The sequence below is a fragment of the Ralstonia psammae genome (assembly GCF_958405935.1).
In the GTDB taxonomy this organism is placed as follows: domain Bacteria; phylum Pseudomonadota; class Gammaproteobacteria; order Burkholderiales; family Burkholderiaceae; genus Ralstonia; species Ralstonia psammae.
Genome location: NZ_CATZBU010000012.1, coordinates 35,306 through 49,985 on the forward strand (window position 1 = coordinate 35,306; position 14,680 = coordinate 49,985).

The following is a 14,680-nucleotide window of genomic DNA, read 5'->3' on the forward strand; positions in this document are numbered from 1 at the left end:
CGCACTATGACGATTGAGATCTTTACTGGAGGGCGGCGCAGCTTTCGGGGTGAGGGAGCGGTCCTCACAGTCATTGAAGGGATCTTGCGCGCCCAAGGTGAAGACGCCGTCATTCTCCGTAACGTGCGCGTCGTGGTTCCACACGCCGAAACCAAACGCACTGCCGAAGTCGATCTGTTCGTTGCGACCACGCGCGTAACGCTGGCTATTCAGGTCAAGAATTACCGACTGCGGGTGCTTGGTGGTGTAACTGGAGATTGGACCAGCCCGGATGCGAAGTCAGATTCGAACAGGGCAAACGCGTGGGAAGATGCGCTGGAAGGCGCGTACGCCTTGCAAAACGTCGTCGCGGGAATTGCTGGCATGACCCTCGCCCGGCCGTTGCCGGTAGTGCTCTTCGCACGAGGTATTCCGGACGGCTCGCAATTGCCCCACGGTGTCAACGGAGTGGTGATCTGCGGACCGGACGGGCTTTCCGAATTGTTGGCCGGAACACATTCGCGAGCACAGGCGTGGTCACTTGATCTGGTGAGGGACTTTGCCACCAAGAACCGGTTGGGCTCTAAAGTCGCCTCGGAACCAAACCGAGCCTGGCGCCAGCCGCTGCAATCTCCCCGCGCTGTCGTACATACCCCCGTTGTCGTGCAGCCGCCGCGTCCGGTCGCGCTGGTTGAAAACGCGGGCGTGTCACGCCCAACGAGCATGCCGACCTATAGCCGATCATAGGCTTCATCGGTGCGCATGGTGTTTCGGAACGAAATTTCATCCTGGAACGCATAGACGGCTGCCAGGACGGCAGGCGATGCAATGAGCGTCATAGAGTTGACAGCATCGGAGTATCGAGCTTGGGCAGCCAACGATGACCGGCCCTCCGTGATGCCAGACAACGCGGCAACGTATTCCCGGTAGTGCTCCAGCTTTGCTTTTCGCCACTCGGACTCATGTTCGCGCTTTTTTGTTAGCAGGTATGTCACGACGGCGACAAGGAGCGCGAAGAGTCCTGCGGCGATAGCGGTGAGAGCGGTGTTTCCCAAGGCGTTGTCCATCCCTCTGGTGCGAGTTTCCGGGAGACGCCAGTGTATTCAGTGCGGGCTAGGCTGGACCCTGTAGGGAAGGAGGGTGCAGGAGGGCGTTAGAATCGGTCACACCGTAGTCACACTAAATTGTGACTAGGGCCAACTTTCAACCAACTACCGTTGGATGTGTTTGTCGTAAGCTCTTGATTCTTCTAGAGTTTTTGGCCTGCCCAGAGGGATTCGAACCCCCGACCGTCGGCTTAGAAGGCCGATGCTCTATCCAACTGAGCTATGGGCAGATATGCAGATGCGCAGGCTGCCCAGGCATACCAAAAACTCGCGGCCTCCGGGTGCCTGGGAGGCCGCGATTCTAACAGATGGGATGTTGCGCAGCGCTAGTGCTGGGGCGGGATTTCCGGCGGTAGCTCGCCGGGTGGCAGTTCGATTGGGGGCGTTTGGGGTTCGGGGTCGTGCACTGGGTCGTGGGCCGGTTCGTCGGGCGGCGGCATTTCCGGCGGCGGATGCGGGGGCTGTTCGGGCGGCTGCGGCGGCGTGATGTGGGCGCGCTTGGTCAGATCGGGGAAGGCGGGCATGGGCTGGCTCCATTCATAGGGCGATTTTCGGGTTTGCCCCTAGTCCGGCGAGCAAGCGTCGTTCCTGCGCATCATCCAAACGGTGATACCTAAAATACGTACCCCCCATTAGGGGGATTTTTGATACATTTCGTGGCGTCGGGTAGTGCCACACAACAATAACGTTTCATTCGAAATTCCGCGCAATGACGCGGAACACCGTGCCTACGCGCGCCAAACGGGGCGTGACGAAGCCTTTTCGGTTCCGACCAGACGGGAAATCAGGGAGTCTTGTTTGGGCAGCCATGGAGCGATCCATGGGGCTGCTGTGTTTCGCCACGGCTGCAGGGAGCCGGGCGAGGCGCTAGCCATGGGGCAGGGAGGAAACAATAATGAGCACGCGTCATGCACGACGCCCGGCAGGGTCGTCACGCAGCACCTATATCCGTAGCGCCCAGAGCGGGCGCATCGGCGATCGTTCCAACGCGAACGATCATCGTCTGCCGCCCAGCGGCGTACCGCGCATGCTGCTGTGGCTGTTGGCGGCTACGATCCTTTTCGCCGTGGCCAACTACACGCTGAAGCTGTTTGGCTGAAGCAACGCTGGATCGCCTTACAACACTTTCCCCGGGTTCATCAGGCCGCGCGGGTCCAGCGCCTGCTTGATCGCGCGCATGACTGCCAGTTCAACGGGGCTTTTGTAGCGCGCATTGTCTTCGCGCTTGAGCTGGCCGATGCCATGTTCGGCTGAGATCGAGCCGCCATGCGCATGCACGCTGTCGTGCACGATGCGGTTGATGCCGTCCTGATTGGCCAGGAAGGCGTCATGCGCATGGCCTTCCGGCGGCGACACGTTGTAGTGCAGGTTGCCGTCGCCAAGGTGGCCGAACGTCACCATGCGGATGTTGGGGTAGGCTGCGGCCAGCGCGCGGTCGGTCACGTCAATGAAGTCTGCAATGCGCGAGATGGGCACGCCAATATCGTGCTTGATGTTCTTGCCTTCATCGGCCTGCGCCAGCGGAATGTGCTCGCGCAGGTTCCAGAAGTCGCGCGATTGGGCCACGGATTCCGCCACCGCCGCGTCGTCGATCACGCCGCGCGCGAGCGCATCTTCCATGAGCGATTCGAACAGCGTGCGCGCGTGCTCTTCGCTTTCCAGATCGGACAATTCCAGCAGCACGTATTGCGGATATGCCTGCGAGAACGGCACGCGCAATTGAGGGTAATGCTTGCGCACCAGGTCCAGGCAAAACGCCGACATCAACTCAAAGCCCGTCAGCAGCGTCCCTGCATGGCCTTGCGCCAGCGATAGAAACGCCAGCGCCTGACGCGGCGATTGCAGTGCCGCCAGCGCGGTCACCTTCGCGCGTGGTTGTGGAAACAGCTTCAGCACCGCTCCGGTGATGATGCCCAGCGTGCCTTCAGCGCCGATCAGCAGGTCACGCAGGTCATAGCCGGTGTTGTCCTTGCGCAGACCACGCATGCCATTCCACAGTTCGCCGTTGGGCAGTACCGCTTCGACGCCCAGGCACAGCTCACGCGCGTTGCCGTAGCGCAGGACGGCGGTGCCACCGGCGTTGGTGGCAAGGTTGCCGCCAATTGTGCAACTGCCCTCTGCCGCGAGGCTCAGCGGGAAGAGGCGGTCTGCATCGGCGGCAGCCTGCTGCACGTTGGCCAGGATGCAGCCGGCATCCACGGTGATGGTGTTGTTGATCGGGTCGACGGCGCGCACGCGCTGCATGCGCTGCAACGAGATCACCACGGCACTGCCTTCCATGTCGGGCGTGGCGCCGCCGCACAGGCCGGTGTTGCCGCCTTGCGGGACGATGGGCACGCCGTGCGTGCCACACAGTCTGACGAGCGCTGCGACTTCCTCTGGATTGCCGGGGCGCAACACTGCGCGGGCCCGACCCGAGAAGCGCTTGCGCCAATCGGTGAGATAGGGCGCCTGGTCTTCCGGCGCGGTCAGGACATGCGCTGCACCGATGGCATCAACGCAGGCTTGCAGGAACGCATCGTGAGTCATAGCGGGTCAGGTGCTGTGTCTGGCGCGTGCTTTGGCCGCACGCTTGAATGGGCGCAGGTAGAAGATGGTCGCCGAGAAAAACACCACGCTGAGCACCACCTCGCCCCACGCCAGCGAGCGCGACAGCCCAACGTCCGATGTCGCCCGCACCACGCCTTCCGTAAAGAACAGCAGGATGAACATCGACGCCCATTGCATCGTGTAGCGGTTCTTGCGTAGCACGCCGGGCAGCGGCCACGCCAGCAGCAGCGCCTTGAGCGCGAGCCACGAGCCACCCGGGCGTACGGGCGCGAGCCACAGCTCCCACGCGGCACACAGGAGGATCAATGCGATGAGGCTGCCTGCACTCAGCAAAGACAGCGTCCTGGATTCGGCGACGACGTTGTTGGTGGGGGTCATGCGGCGAGCTTGAGAGCAGTCTGCGCCAGCCGCCGGCCCATGGCTGTGGCGAGCGTGCGTTCGTGGGCGGTCAGCGGTGCGGTATCACCGCGATGCGCGACGTGTGATGGCCCGTATGGCGTGCCGCCCGCGTCGGTGGAAAGCAGTTCGCTCTGCTGATACGGCAGACCGAGCACGACCATGCCATGGTGCAGCAGCGGCAGCATCATCGAGAGCAGGGTGGTTTCCTGCCCGCCGTGCATGCTGCCCGTGGAAGTGAACACGCATGCCGGTTTGCCGGCCAGCGCGCCCGCCAGCCATTGTGGTGTGGTGCCGTCCAGAAAGTACTTGAGCGGTGCGGCCATGTTGCCAAAGCGCGTGGGCGAGCCCAGCGCCAGGCCTACGCATTCCTCCAGGTCGCGCACTTCCGCGTAGGGAGGGCCGCCGTCGGGCACGTCGGGCTGCGTGGCTTCGCAGACGGTGGAGACGGCCGGCACCGTGCGCACCCGCGCCTGGGCGCCGTCGACGCTTTCAATGCCTTGCGCAATGGCTTCGGCCAATGCGCGCGTGCTGCCGTGACGGCTGTAGTACAAGACCAGGATATCTTTCATAACAAAGCGTTGAGAGCGTCGCGGTATTATAGTTGCGCCCCCCAACCCCGCCTCCCGCCTCATTTTTCATGCTTTTTGACACCCGTGCGCTTCGTCAATGGAATGCCGCCAAGCTGCGTGCGTTGGCGCGTTACGCCTTGCGCCGCGCCGGTGAAGACCACCTGCCGCAGGTGGCCGGCAGCCTGACATTCACGACGGTGCTGTCGCTGGTCCCCATTCTGACGGTGGCCTTTGCGCTGTTTACGGCATTTCCGATGTTCAAGAGCTTCCGGGCGGACATCGAGGGCTACATGTTCAGCAATCTCGTGCCGGGCAACATCAGCCGGCCGATCCTGACGTATCTGAACCAGTTTTCAAGCAACGCCAAGGGGCTGACGGCAGCGGGTCTGATCGGCTTGGTCGTGACGTCGGTGATGACCATGCTCACCGTCGAGAACGCGTTGAACGCCATCTGGCGCGTACGCCATCGGCGCCCGCTTGCACAGCGTGTGCTGGTGTTCTGGGCACTGATGACGTTCGCGCCGGTGTTGATTGGCGCAAGCCTGTCGGTCAGTTCGTATCTCGTGTCGATCTCGGCGGGCTATGTGCACAAGCTGCCGTTCGGCCTGGGCGTGGTGGTGGGCTTGATCCCGATCCTGCTGTCGGCGATTGCGTTTGCGATGCTCTACGTGTTTGTGCCGAATACCAATGTGGAACGCCGTGATGCTTTCATTGCCGGCCTGATTGCCGCGGCGGCGTTTGAAATCGCCAAGCGCGTCTTCGGCGCTTACGTTGCGCATATCCCCACGTATACGGCCGTCTACGGCGCGTTTGCCACGCTACCGATCTTCCTGACGTGGATCTACGTGAGTTGGCTGGTGACATTGCTCGGCGCGACCATCGCGTCGACGCTGCCGATCATCCGCCAGGGCTACTGGCAGCGGCGCACATTTCCGGGCAGCGAGTTCTTTGATGCGCTGGGTGTTCTGTTGCTGCTGTATCGCGCACGCGAACAGGCGCCGCGCACGCTTTCCGAGGGCGACATCGGCCGAAGGCTGCAGCTTGAGGCGGATTACCTGGCGGATCTGCTGACCAATCTGAAGGCGCTGCACCTTATCGGCAAGCTGCAGCAGGATCGCGGCGACGCACATTGGGCGCTGCTCTGCGATGCACACACGACCACACTGCGGCCGCTCTATGAAAGGCTGGTGTTGAATCTGCCGCGTTTGCCGCGTACCGCGCTGGCGCGCCATTTGCGTGATACGCATGCGCTTGTCAGCCAACTACGAAACCCGGGGCTCGATGCCACGCTGGAGAGCATCTTTGCGGCGGGCGAGCGCGGCGTGACGGCCGCCGCGCAAGCTGCGAGCGCTGCGGCGCCGGCCTCCGGGGTGCCGGCAGCGGCCAGCGCCTGACGCTTCAGAAGGGGATCTTGCCCATCCAGATGTCGCGGTACATCACCCAGTCGCCCATCAGGCTGTAGAAGGGGTGGCGGAAGGTGGCGGGCCGGTTCTTCTCGAACCCGAAGTGCCCCACCCACGCGAACGCGTAACCGCTCACGGCTGCCCCCAGCAACCACCACAGGTTGCCCGTGAAAGCCAGCAGGATCAGGCATGCCAGCGCCACCGTCGAGCCGACAAAGTGCAGGCGCCGGCAAGTGCGGTCCTGATGCTCGCTCAGGTAGTACGGATAGAACTCGGCGAAGCTGCCGAAGCTGCGGGTGTCGGTGGCCATGGTGGGTCTCCTGAGTCCCGAAGGGTGTACGCAAGAACGTCGTTACGCGGCGGCCGGTTCGCGTTCACGCGCGAAGGCGATCAGCGCATCGAGCGTGCCGTCGGGGCATTCTCCCATGATGGCATGGCCGCCGGGCAGGCCCACGACGCGGCTGCCAGCCAGTCCTGCTGCCACCTGACGGCCTGCTTTCGCGGGGGTCATCTGATCTTTCTCTCCCACGATGACGAGTGACGGGCACTGCACGGCTGCCATGGCTTCTGCGCCGCGCGCATAGGCGTTGCAGGCGGCAAAGTCCGTGTGAAAGACGGGGGCCTCGGTGCCGCGCGCTATACGCTCCATCAGGCGCTGGCTGCCGCCATGCATCCAGAAGCCGGGGCCAGGCGCCGACGGCTTATTGGCGAGGCTCGAATGCGACCATGTATTGACCATATCGATGGCGCCGGCGGTGTTGTTGAGTGCCGCGTCGAGCAGCGCATCCGACACCTTCATTGGCCAAGCCGTCGCCACCAGCGCGATGCGGCGCACGCGCCTTGCGTACCGTGACGCGCACTCCAGCGCAATCAGCGAGCCCATGCTGTGGCCGACGACGATCACCGGCTGCGTGATGCCGGCTGCGTGCACAAGTGCCATCACCCAGTCGGCCATGGCTTCCACCGTCTGCAGTGGGGCGCCGGCGCTGCGGCCGTGCCCGGGCAAATCCACCGCCAGCACGCTGAAGCCGTGGTGCGCAAACCAGCGGGTCTGCAGGCCCCAGACCGAATGATCATTCTGTGCGCCATGCACGAACACGACGCACGGCAAGTCCGCGTTGAACGGCTTGCCACCTGTGTAGGCGTAGGCGGGCTGGCCTTGTACGGTCCATTCCATCAGCGGGCTCCCGTTGCGTTGGCGGCGGCTTTGCCCGGCGCGGCGGACATCGCGCGCTCGGCGGCTTTCAGGCCGCGCTTGAGATCGTCGATCAGGTCGTCGGCGTCTTCCAGACCGATGGACAGGCGGATCGTGCCTTCGCTGATGCCGGCTGCGGCCAGCGCGTCGGCGTCCATGCGGAAGTGCGTCGTCGATGCGGGGTGGATGACCAGCGAGCGTGCATCTCCCACGTTGGCGAGGTGCGAGAACAGGCCGAGGGATTCGATGAATTGCTGGCCGGCACGCCGGTCGCCTCGCAGATCGAAACTGAATACTGCACCGCTGCCGCGCGGCAGCAGGCGCTTGGCCAGCGCGTGATCGGGGTGCGATTCCAGCTCTGGGTAGGCAACTGACGCCACCATCGGGTGGCTCGCCAGGAAGGCGACGATACGGCGGGCGTTGTCCACATGCCTTGCCATGCGCAGCGGCAGCGTCTCAATGCCCTGCAGCAGTTGCCACGCGGCCATCGGATTCATGCAGGCGCCGAAGTCGCGCAGCCCCTCGCGGCGCGCCCGCAGAAGGAAGGGCGCGGCGGTGCTTTCCTCGGCAAACACCATGTCGTGGAAACCCGCGTACGGCTCCGTCAACTCGGGGTGCTTGCCTGCGGCCACGTAGTCGAACGTGCCGCCGTCCACTAGCACACCGCCGATGGTCGTGCCGTGCCCGCCCAGGAACTTGGTGGCCGAGTGGTAGACGATATCTGCGCCATGCGCGAAGGGCTGCAGCAGCCAAGGCGTGGTGAAGGTTGAATCGACCAGCAGCGGCACGCCCGCATCATGCGCAATCGATGCAATGGTCGGGATGTCCAGCACATCCAACCCGGGGTTGCCAAGCGTCTCGCCAAACAGCAGCCGCGTGTTCGGGCGGATGGCCGCGCGCCAGCCATCGATGTCGCCCGGCTTGACGAAGGTCGTCTCGATACCAAAGCGGCGCAGCGTGTAATGCAGCAGGTTGTGCGAGCCGCCATACAGCGCGGAAGAGGCGACGATATGCGAACCGGCCCCCATCAGCGTGACGATGGCCAGATGCAGCGCTGCCTGGCCCGAAGCCGTGGCAATGGCGCCCACGCCGTTTTCCAGCGCGGCCATGCGCTCTTCGAACACGGCAACGGTGGGGTTGGAAATGCGCGAATAGACGTGGCCCGCGCGTTCCATATTGAACAATGACGCCGCGTGTTCGCTGTCGCGGAACACAAACGACGTGCTCAGGTGAATGGGCGTGGCGCGCGCCCCGGTGGCCGGGTCGGGCGCGGCACCGGCATGCAGGGCCAGCGTGTCGAAGCGGGCTTTGGACATGGATTCAAGCACCGAAGTCGGGTTGGGACGGGCCATGCTAGCACTGCTGCCTGTTGCAGCGCATTCCGGGCAAACGCCGAGCGGGCGCGGTTTTTGACAGGTTTTTTCTGCGCTGCATGCTTGTCGAAGCGATCCGGTTTGGGCTAGGATCGAAACACAACCATAACCACAACCCGCGCGCGGTCGCTCCCCGGCAGACCGGCACCCCGAACCCTGGGAGACGCACTATGAAAGTCAGCGACATCCTCCACGTGAAGGGCAACACGCTCTATACCGTGGCACCTGAAACCAAGCTCCAGGTGGCCGTGCAGACGATGGCGGAAAAAGACATCGGCTCGCTCGTGGTCATGGAGTACGGCGAGCTGGTCGGCATGCTGACCTTCCGAGAGATCATCAAGGTTGTCGCCAAGAACCACGGTTCCGTGGGCGACGGCACCACCATCCGCAAGGTGATGGACGATCATCCCGTTACCTGCACGCCCGAAACCGAGGTCAACGAAGTGCGCCGCATCATGCTGGAGCACCATGTGCGCTACCTGCCGGTGCTCGACAGCCGCACGCTGATGGGCGTGATTTCCTTCTACGACGTGGCCAAGGCCGTGCTGGAAGACCAAAGTTTCGAAAACAAGATGCTCAAGGCGTACATTCGCGATTGGCCGGAAGAAAAGGCCAACGAAGACTGATCTGCGCGATCTCTTTACCGCATTCCCGAAACCCGCCCGCCGTTGCGAGCGGGTTTTTTGTTGAACCCCGAACTTCCTGCCGATGAGCCAATCGAGCCAGTTTTCCCTGCTGAAGCAGCGTCGCTTTGCACCGTTTTTCTGGACCCAGTTCCTGGGCGCGATGAACGACAACGTTTTCAAGGTGGCGTTTTCCTCGTTGGTCACGTACCACGCTGCGCTGTTCGGCAATGCGGACCCGGCTTCGGCGGCGTTCCTGATTTCTGCGATCTTCATCGCGCCGTTTGTGCTGCTGTCGGCCACCAGCGGGCAGATTGCCGATCGCATGGACAAGGCGCGGCTGATCCGTCTGGTCAAGACGTTGGAAATCGCCATCATGGCGATCGGCTGCGCGGGTTTTGCGCTGCGCCACGTTGAGCTGCTATACCTGTGCACGTTCTTGATGGGCGTGCACTCGACACTGTTCGGGCCGGTGAAGTACGCATATCTGCCCCAGCATCTGCAATCGACAGAACTGGTGGGCGGCAACGGGCTGGTGGAAATGGGCACCTTCGTCGCCATCCTGATCGGGACCATCGGCGGCGGCGAGCTGGCCAACTACACGCGCAACGGCGAGCTGATCGGCCCGATGTTCACGGGCATTGCCTGCATCGTCATCGCGGTGGCCGGCTGGTTGACGGCGCGCGGTGTGCCAGTGTCGCCGGCGTCGCAGCCGGACTTGCGCATCAACTGGAACCCCATCTCCGAGACCTGGCGCAACCTGAAGCTTGCGAGCAACCAGCGCGCGGTGTTCCTGAGCCTGATGGGCATCTCGTGGCTGTGGTTCGTGGGTGCGACGTTCCTGACGTCGTTCTTTGCCTTTGCGCGCAACGTGCTCGGCGGCGACCAGAACGTCGTGACGCTGCTGCTGGCCGTGTTTTCTGTCGGCATCGGGTTGGGCTCGGTGCTGTGCGAAAAGCTCTCGGGCCGCATGGTGGAGATCGGCCTGGTGCCGTTTGGCTCGATCGGCATGACGGTATTTGCGGTGGACCTGTACTTCGCTTCGCATGCCGAGGCATTGGTTGCGCACGACGTGCTGACGGGCATTTCCGGCTTCCTGCAGAATCACCGCCATTGGCGCGTGCTGGCCGATCTGTTCCTGCTGGCGATGTTCGGGGGCTTCTACAGCGTGCCCTTGTACGCCTTGATCCAGAGCCGCTGCGAACCGACGCACCGCGCGCGCATCATTGCCGCCAACAACATCCTCAACGCGTTGTTCATGATCGCTTCAGCCGTGCTGGCAATGGTGCTCACGCGCGCCGGGTTCACGATTCCGCAGTTGTTCCTGGTCACCGGCATCCTCAACGCAGTGGTGGCGATCTACATCTACTCGCTGGTCCCGGAATTCCTGATCCGCTTTGTGATGTGGCTGCTGATCCATACCGTCTACCGCGTGAAGGTCGAAGGTTCCGAGCAGATTCCCCATGAAGGGCCATGCCTGCTCGTCTGCAACCACGTGAGCTTCGTCGATGCCGTGGTGGTGGGCGCCTTCGTGCGCCGGCCTGTGCGTTTTGTGATGGACCACCGCATCTTCAAGGTGCCGGTGTTGTCGTGGTTCTTCCGGACGGTCAAGGCGATTCCGATTGCGCCAACACACGAAGATCCAGAGATGCTCAAGCGCGCCTACGACACCATTGCGGCCGCGCTGGCGGAAGGCGAGGTGGTCTGCATCTTCCCCGAAGGCAAGATCACCGCCACGGGCGAGATGAACCCGTTCAAGGACGGCATGCGCCGCATCATCGAGCGCACACCCGTGCCGGTGGTGCCGATGGCGCTGCGCGGGCTCTGGGGCAGCTTTTTCTCGCGCAAGGGCGGGGCGGCGATGTCGCGTCCGTTCCGTCGCGGTTTCCTCAACAGGCTGGAGCTGTGCATCGGCACGCCGGTACCGGCGCATGCCGTGTCGCCGGAAGCGATGCAGGCCGCCGTGCTGGCGCTGCGCGGGGAGCGCCTCTAGCGACTGGCGCGCCTTCGGAATTCGATACACTGCCGGTTGGCCTGCAATCGGCCTCCAGGCTTTTCCTGACCTCCAACTCTCCCGTCATCTGCCATGAAACACGTTTCCCCGCTGCTGTGCGCTTCGTTGCTTGCCCTGGCTGCTGTTACTGCGCAAGCCGCATCGCCTGCATCCGAGACGCTGCCCTCCGGTGTGATCGTCCAGACGCTCACCAAGGGCACCGGCTCGTCGCCCAAGGCCAGCGACACGGTCAAGGTGCACTACCGCGGCACGCTTACCAACGGTACCGAGTTTGACAGCTCCTACAAGCGCGGCCAGCCGATCTCGTTCCCGCTGAACCGCGTGATTCCGTGCTGGACCGAAGGCGTGCAGAAGATGCAGGTAGGCGGCAAGGCCAAGCTGACCTGCCCCGCAGCCACCGCTTATGGCGAGCGCGGCGTGCCAGGCACGATTCCGCCCAATTCGACGCTGAACTTTGAGGTCGAGCTGCTGGGTATCGGTGGCTGACCAAGTGGCCGATAGATCGGCCTTACAATAGCGTTTTCCCGATGTCTCGCGCCGCGGCAGTCGCGGCGCCTTCCTGAGCACGATCATGTCTGGCAATACCCTGGGCCTGCTGTTTTCCGTCACCACCTTCGGCGAGTCGCATGGCCCGGCCATCGGCGCTGTCATCGACGGCTGCCCGCCGGGCATGGCGCTGTCGGCAGAAGACATCCAGCCCGATCTGGATCGCCGTAAGCCTGGCACCTCGCGCCACGTTACGCAGCGCAAGGAAGAAGACCTCGTCGAGATCCTCTCCGGCGTGTACGAAGGCAAGACCACGGGCACCCCGATTTGCCTGCTGATCCGCAATACCGACCAGCGCAGCAAGGACTACAGCAATATCGCCGAGACCTTCCGCCCCGGCCACGCCGACTACACCTACTGGCACAAATACGGCATCCGCGACCCGCGCGGAGGCGGCCGTTCTTCCGCACGACTGACGGCACCGACGGTGGCCGCAGGCGCCGTCGCCAAGAAGTGGCTGCGTGAGAAGTTCGGCATTGAAATCCACGGCTTCATGTCGCAACTGGGTGATATCCGGATCCCGTTCATTGACTGGAATGAGGTGCCGAACAACCCGTTCTTCGCGCCCAATGCCGAGATCGTTCCCGAGCTGGAAACCTACATGGATGCACTGCGCAAGGACGGCGATTCCGTCGGTGCACGCATTGAAGTCGTGGCCACCGGCGTGCCGGTCGGCTGGGGCGAGCCGTTGTTCGACCGTCTGGACGCCGACATCGCCCACGCCATGATGGGCTTGAACGCGGTGAAGGGCATTGAGATCGGCGCGGGCTTTCACGCTGTGGCGCAGCGCGGCTCCGAACATGGTGATGAGCTGACGCCGGAGGGCTTCGTCGGCAACAACGCCGGCGGCATCCTGGGTGGGATTTCGACGGGGCAGGACATCTCTGTGTCGCTGGCGATCAAGCCGACGTCGAGCATTCGCACGCCGCGTCGTTCGATCGACAAGGCCGGCGATCCGGCGATGGTCGAAACGTTCGGTCGCCATGACCCGTGCGTGGGCATCCGAGCCACGCCGATCGGCGAGGCGCTGCTTGCGCTGGTGCTGATCGATCACGCGTTGCGCCATCGTGCGCAATGCGGCGATGTGTCGGTCGAGACGCCGGCGATTAAGGCAAAAGTTTCCTGAATCGATTCGCTCAGGCAACAAAAAAGACGGCTTCAAGCCGTCTTTTTTGTTGGACCGTCGCCCAAGACTACATGCCGACGTAGTTCGGGCCGCCACCGCCTTCCGGCGTGACCCACACGATGTTCTGCGTCGGGTCCTTGATGTCGCAGGTCTTGCAGTGCACACAGTTCTGCGCGTTGATCTGCAGGCGTTCTGTGCCCTCATCGTTCTTGACGAACTCATACACGCCAGCGGGGCAGTAGCGTTGCTCGGGGCCGGCAAACTGCGCCAGGTTGATGCGCGTCGGAACGGTCGGGTCCTTCAGCGTCAGGTGGGCCGGCTGGTTTTCTTCGTGGTTGGTGTTCGAGATGAACACCGACGAAAGGCGATCGAACGTAATCTTGCCGTCCGGCTTCGGATACTCGATCTTCGGACTCTCCGATGCCAGCTTGAGCGACTGGTTGTCCGACTTCGTGCCGTGCAGCGTCCAAGGCGGGTTGCTGACGCCAATCTTCGGCAGCAGCCACTGTTCGATGCCGGTCATAATCTTGCCCAGCGTCGGGCTCTTCTTGAACCACAGCTTGAAGTTGCGCGACTGGTCCAGTTCTTCCTTCAGCCAGCTCTGCTCGAAGGCGGCGGGGTAGGCAGACAGCTCGTCAGCGGAACGGCCAGCCGTCACGGCTTCGAACACGGCGTCGCCGCACAACATACCGCTCTTGATGGCCGCGTGGCTGCCCTTGATGCGTGCGGCGTTCAGGTAACCGGCATCGCAACCGACCAGCGCGCCGCCTGGGAACACCGTCTTGGGCAGCGCTTGTGGCGTGCCGTTGTTGATGGCGCGTGCGCCGTAGCCGATGCGCTTGCCCCCTTCGATGTGCGCGCGGATGGCCGGGTGGGCCTTCCAGCGCTGCATCTCTTCAAACGGGCTCATCCAAGGGTTCTTGTAGTCCAGCCCGATCACGAAGCCGAGCGTGACCTTGTTGTCTTCCAGGTGATACAGGAAGCCGCCGCCGAAGGTGTCGTCTTCCATCGGCCAGCCGGCGGTGTGCACCACGAGGCCGGGCTTGGCCTTGGCCGGATCGATTTCCCAGAGTTCCTTGATGCCGATGGCGAAGGTCTGCGGGTCCTTGCCGGCGTCGAGCTTGAACTTCTCCAGCAACTGGCGGCCGAGATGGCCGCGCGCGCCTTCTGCAAAGATGGTGTATTTGCCGAGCAACTCCATGCCGAGCTGGAAGTTCTCGGTGGGCTCGCCGTCCTTGCCGATGCCCATGTTGCCGGTGGCAACGCCGCGCACTGCACCCTTGTCGTCATACAGCACTTCGGCAGCAGCGAAGCCCGGGAAAATTTCCACGCCCAGCGCTTCGGCCTGCGTGGCCATCCACTTGACCACGTTCGACAGCGAGATCACGTAGCAGCCGTGGTTGTGAAAGTTGCGCGGCACGAGCCAGTCGGGCGTACGCTTCGAGTCTGTTTCGCTGAGGAACAGCACGTCGTCGCCGGTGACCGCCTGGTTGAGCGGGGCGCCGTCAGCCTTCCAGTTCGGGAGCAGTTCGGTGATGGCGCGCGGGTCCATCACGGCGCCCGAAAGAATGTGCGCGCCCGGTTCGGACCCTTTTTCCAGCACGACGACGGACACGTCCTTGCCCGTCTCGGCGGCCAGTTGCTTGATGCGAATCGCAGTCGCCAAGCCGGCGGGGCCGCCGCCGACGACAACGACGTCATACTCCATGGACTCTCGCGGGCCGTATTGTTCGAGGAGCTGCTGCTGGTTCATAAGTGTCTCTTCGCTTGTAGGGCGTTTGCTTATTGGTATGACGG

Annotated in this window: 16 protein-coding genes and 1 tRNA gene; 7 read left to right on the forward strand and 10 right to left on the reverse strand. The window is 63.3% G+C overall.

Annotation, left to right across the window (positions count from 1 at the left end; translation table 11 throughout):
* Positions 1–6 precede the first annotated feature (6 nt).
* Positions 7–726 carry a nuclease-related domain-containing protein gene (locus R2N16_RS19815; protein WP_316667800.1) on the forward strand — a complete coding sequence of 240 codons (720 nt, stop codon included), beginning with the start codon at positions 7–9 and terminating at the stop codon, positions 724–726.
* Here the strand turns inward: R2N16_RS19815 and R2N16_RS19820 are convergent.
* The 3 genes from R2N16_RS19820 to R2N16_RS19830 form a co-directional block, all read right to left on the reverse strand.
* A complete protein-coding gene (locus R2N16_RS19820; protein WP_316667802.1) occupies positions 711–1,046 on the reverse strand; it encodes a hypothetical protein in 336 nt (111 codons plus the stop codon). The genes R2N16_RS19815 and R2N16_RS19820 overlap by 16 nt on opposite strands.
* Positions 1,047–1,238: 192 nt before the next feature.
* Positions 1,239–1,315 (reverse strand) — tRNA-Arg (locus R2N16_RS19825).
* Between the two features lie 96 nt (positions 1,316–1,411).
* The gene (locus R2N16_RS19830) at positions 1,412–1,609 is read right to left on the reverse strand and encodes a hypothetical protein (protein ID WP_316667804.1); all 198 of its coding nucleotides are present in this window, start codon (positions 1,607–1,609) and stop codon (positions 1,412–1,414) included.
* A 371-nt stretch (positions 1,610–1,980) separates the two neighbouring features.
* Here R2N16_RS19830 and R2N16_RS19835 point away from each other — a divergent pair, with 371 nt between their 5' ends.
* Positions 1,981–2,184, forward strand: coding sequence for a hypothetical protein (locus R2N16_RS19835; protein ID WP_316667808.1), 204 nt, complete (start codon positions 1,981–1,983; stop codon positions 2,182–2,184).
* A 17-nt stretch (positions 2,185–2,201) separates the two neighbouring features.
* On the opposite strand, the gene R2N16_RS19840 is transcribed toward R2N16_RS19835, so the two are convergent.
* Genes R2N16_RS19840 through wrbA form a run of 3 tightly spaced genes read right to left on the reverse strand, consistent with a single transcriptional unit; the run spans position 2,202 to position 4,603 of the window.
* Entirely contained in the window at positions 2,202–3,614 is a 1,413-nt protein-coding gene (locus tag R2N16_RS19840; protein WP_316667809.1) for an FAD-binding oxidoreductase, read from the reverse strand.
* 6 nt (positions 3,615–3,620) lie between these two features.
* Positions 3,621–4,013, reverse strand: a complete 393-nt coding sequence (locus tag R2N16_RS19845; RefSeq protein WP_316667811.1) for a DUF2069 domain-containing protein — start codon at positions 4,011–4,013, stop codon at positions 3,621–3,623.
* Complete coding sequence (wrbA, locus tag R2N16_RS19850) at positions 4,010–4,603, reverse strand: NAD(P)H:quinone oxidoreductase (protein WP_311528887.1); 594 nt, start codon at positions 4,601–4,603, stop codon at positions 4,010–4,012. Before wrbA ends, R2N16_RS19845 begins: the two co-directional genes overlap by 4 nt.
* Before the next feature lie 68 nt (positions 4,604–4,671).
* Here wrbA and R2N16_RS19855 point away from each other — a divergent pair, with 68 nt between their 5' ends.
* Positions 4,672–5,997, forward strand: coding sequence for a YihY family inner membrane protein (locus R2N16_RS19855; RefSeq protein WP_316667818.1), 1,326 nt, complete (start codon positions 4,672–4,674; stop codon positions 5,995–5,997).
* Between the two features lie 4 nt (positions 5,998–6,001).
* On the opposite strand, the gene R2N16_RS19860 is transcribed toward R2N16_RS19855, so the two are convergent.
* Genes R2N16_RS19860 through R2N16_RS19870 form a run of 3 tightly spaced genes read right to left on the reverse strand, consistent with a single transcriptional unit; the run spans position 6,002 to position 8,517 of the window.
* Entirely contained in the window at positions 6,002–6,316 is a 315-nt protein-coding gene (locus R2N16_RS19860) for an Mpo1-like protein (RefSeq protein ID WP_316667819.1), read from the reverse strand.
* Positions 6,317–6,358: 42 nt separating this feature from the next.
* On the reverse strand, positions 6,359–7,183 hold the full coding sequence (locus R2N16_RS19865; RefSeq protein WP_316667822.1) for an alpha/beta fold hydrolase: 825 nt from the start codon (positions 7,181–7,183) through the stop codon (positions 6,359–6,361).
* Positions 7,183–8,517, reverse strand: coding sequence for an O-acetylhomoserine aminocarboxypropyltransferase (locus R2N16_RS19870; protein WP_316668004.1), 1,335 nt, complete (start codon positions 8,515–8,517; stop codon positions 7,183–7,185). The genes R2N16_RS19865 and R2N16_RS19870 overlap by 1 nt, the downstream gene beginning before the upstream one ends.
* A 227-nt stretch (positions 8,518–8,744) precedes the next feature.
* Here R2N16_RS19870 and R2N16_RS19875 point away from each other — a divergent pair, with 227 nt between their 5' ends.
* The 4 genes from R2N16_RS19875 (at position 8,745) to aroC (ending at position 12,883) form a co-directional block, all read left to right on the forward strand.
* Entirely contained in the window at positions 8,745–9,200 is a 456-nt protein-coding gene (locus R2N16_RS19875) for a CBS domain-containing protein (protein WP_009240853.1), read from the forward strand.
* Between the two features lie 82 nt (positions 9,201–9,282).
* Positions 9,283–11,190 (forward strand): MFS transporter, encoded by a 1,908-nt coding sequence (locus tag R2N16_RS19880; RefSeq protein WP_316667824.1) that lies wholly within the window; start codon positions 9,283–9,285, stop codon positions 11,188–11,190.
* 93 nt (positions 11,191–11,283) lie between these two features.
* A complete protein-coding gene (locus R2N16_RS19885) occupies positions 11,284–11,697 on the forward strand; it encodes an FKBP-type peptidyl-prolyl cis-trans isomerase (RefSeq protein WP_316667826.1) in 414 nt (137 codons plus the stop codon).
* Positions 11,698–11,782: 85 nt separating this feature from the next.
* Positions 11,783–12,883 carry a chorismate synthase gene (gene aroC, locus R2N16_RS19890; protein ID WP_316667828.1) on the forward strand — a complete coding sequence of 367 codons (1,101 nt, stop codon included), beginning with the start codon at positions 11,783–11,785 and terminating at the stop codon, positions 12,881–12,883.
* A 67-nt stretch (positions 12,884–12,950) separates the two neighbouring features.
* Here the strand turns inward: aroC and R2N16_RS19895 are convergent, their stop codons facing one another.
* Positions 12,951–14,636: an electron transfer flavoprotein-ubiquinone oxidoreductase gene (locus R2N16_RS19895; RefSeq protein WP_316667829.1), complete on the reverse strand. Its 1,686-nt coding sequence runs from the start codon at positions 14,634–14,636 to the stop codon at positions 12,951–12,953.
* Between the last annotated feature and the right edge of the window lie 44 nt (positions 14,637–14,680).

What these genes read in the sequence shown, in the direction of transcription:
- R2N16_RS19815 (WP_316667800.1), top strand. Translation starts at nt 7, where the DNA reads ATGACGATTGAGATCTTTACTGGAGGGCGGCGCAGCTTTCGGGGTGAG.
- R2N16_RS19865 (WP_316667822.1), bottom strand. Translation starts at nt 7,183, where the DNA reads ATGGAATGGACCGTACAAGGCCAGCCCGCCTACGCCTACACAGGTGGC.
- wrbA (WP_311528887.1), bottom strand. Translation starts at nt 4,603, where the DNA reads ATGAAAGATATCCTGGTCTTGTACTACAGCCGTCACGGCAGCACGCGC.
- R2N16_RS19855 (WP_316667818.1), top strand. Translation starts at nt 4,672, where the DNA reads ATGCTTTTTGACACCCGTGCGCTTCGTCAATGGAATGCCGCCAAGCTG.
- R2N16_RS19875 (WP_009240853.1), top strand. Translation starts at nt 8,745, where the DNA reads ATGAAAGTCAGCGACATCCTCCACGTGAAGGGCAACACGCTCTATACC.
- R2N16_RS19895 (WP_316667829.1), bottom strand. Translation starts at nt 14,636, where the DNA reads ATGAACCAGCAGCAGCTCCTCGAACAATACGGCCCGCGAGAGTCCATG.
- R2N16_RS19835 (WP_316667808.1), top strand. Translation starts at nt 1,981, where the DNA reads ATGAGCACGCGTCATGCACGACGCCCGGCAGGGTCGTCACGCAGCACC.
- R2N16_RS19820 (WP_316667802.1), bottom strand. Translation starts at nt 1,046, where the DNA reads ATGGACAACGCCTTGGGAAACACCGCTCTCACCGCTATCGCCGCAGGA.
- R2N16_RS19830 (WP_316667804.1), bottom strand. Translation starts at nt 1,609, where the DNA reads ATGCCCGCCTTCCCCGATCTGACCAAGCGCGCCCACATCACGCCGCCG.
- R2N16_RS19845 (WP_316667811.1), bottom strand. Translation starts at nt 4,013, where the DNA reads ATGACCCCCACCAACAACGTCGTCGCCGAATCCAGGACGCTGTCTTTG.
- R2N16_RS19860 (WP_316667819.1), bottom strand. Translation starts at nt 6,316, where the DNA reads ATGGCCACCGACACCCGCAGCTTCGGCAGCTTCGCCGAGTTCTATCCG.
- R2N16_RS19840 (WP_316667809.1), bottom strand. Translation starts at nt 3,614, where the DNA reads ATGACTCACGATGCGTTCCTGCAAGCCTGCGTTGATGCCATCGGTGCA.
- aroC (WP_316667828.1), top strand. Translation starts at nt 11,783, where the DNA reads ATGTCTGGCAATACCCTGGGCCTGCTGTTTTCCGTCACCACCTTCGGC.
- R2N16_RS19885 (WP_316667826.1), top strand. Translation starts at nt 11,284, where the DNA reads ATGAAACACGTTTCCCCGCTGCTGTGCGCTTCGTTGCTTGCCCTGGCT.
- R2N16_RS19880 (WP_316667824.1), top strand. Translation starts at nt 9,283, where the DNA reads ATGAGCCAATCGAGCCAGTTTTCCCTGCTGAAGCAGCGTCGCTTTGCA.
- R2N16_RS19870 (WP_316668004.1), bottom strand. Translation starts at nt 8,517, where the DNA reads ATGTCCAAAGCCCGCTTCGACACGCTGGCCCTGCATGCCGGTGCCGCG.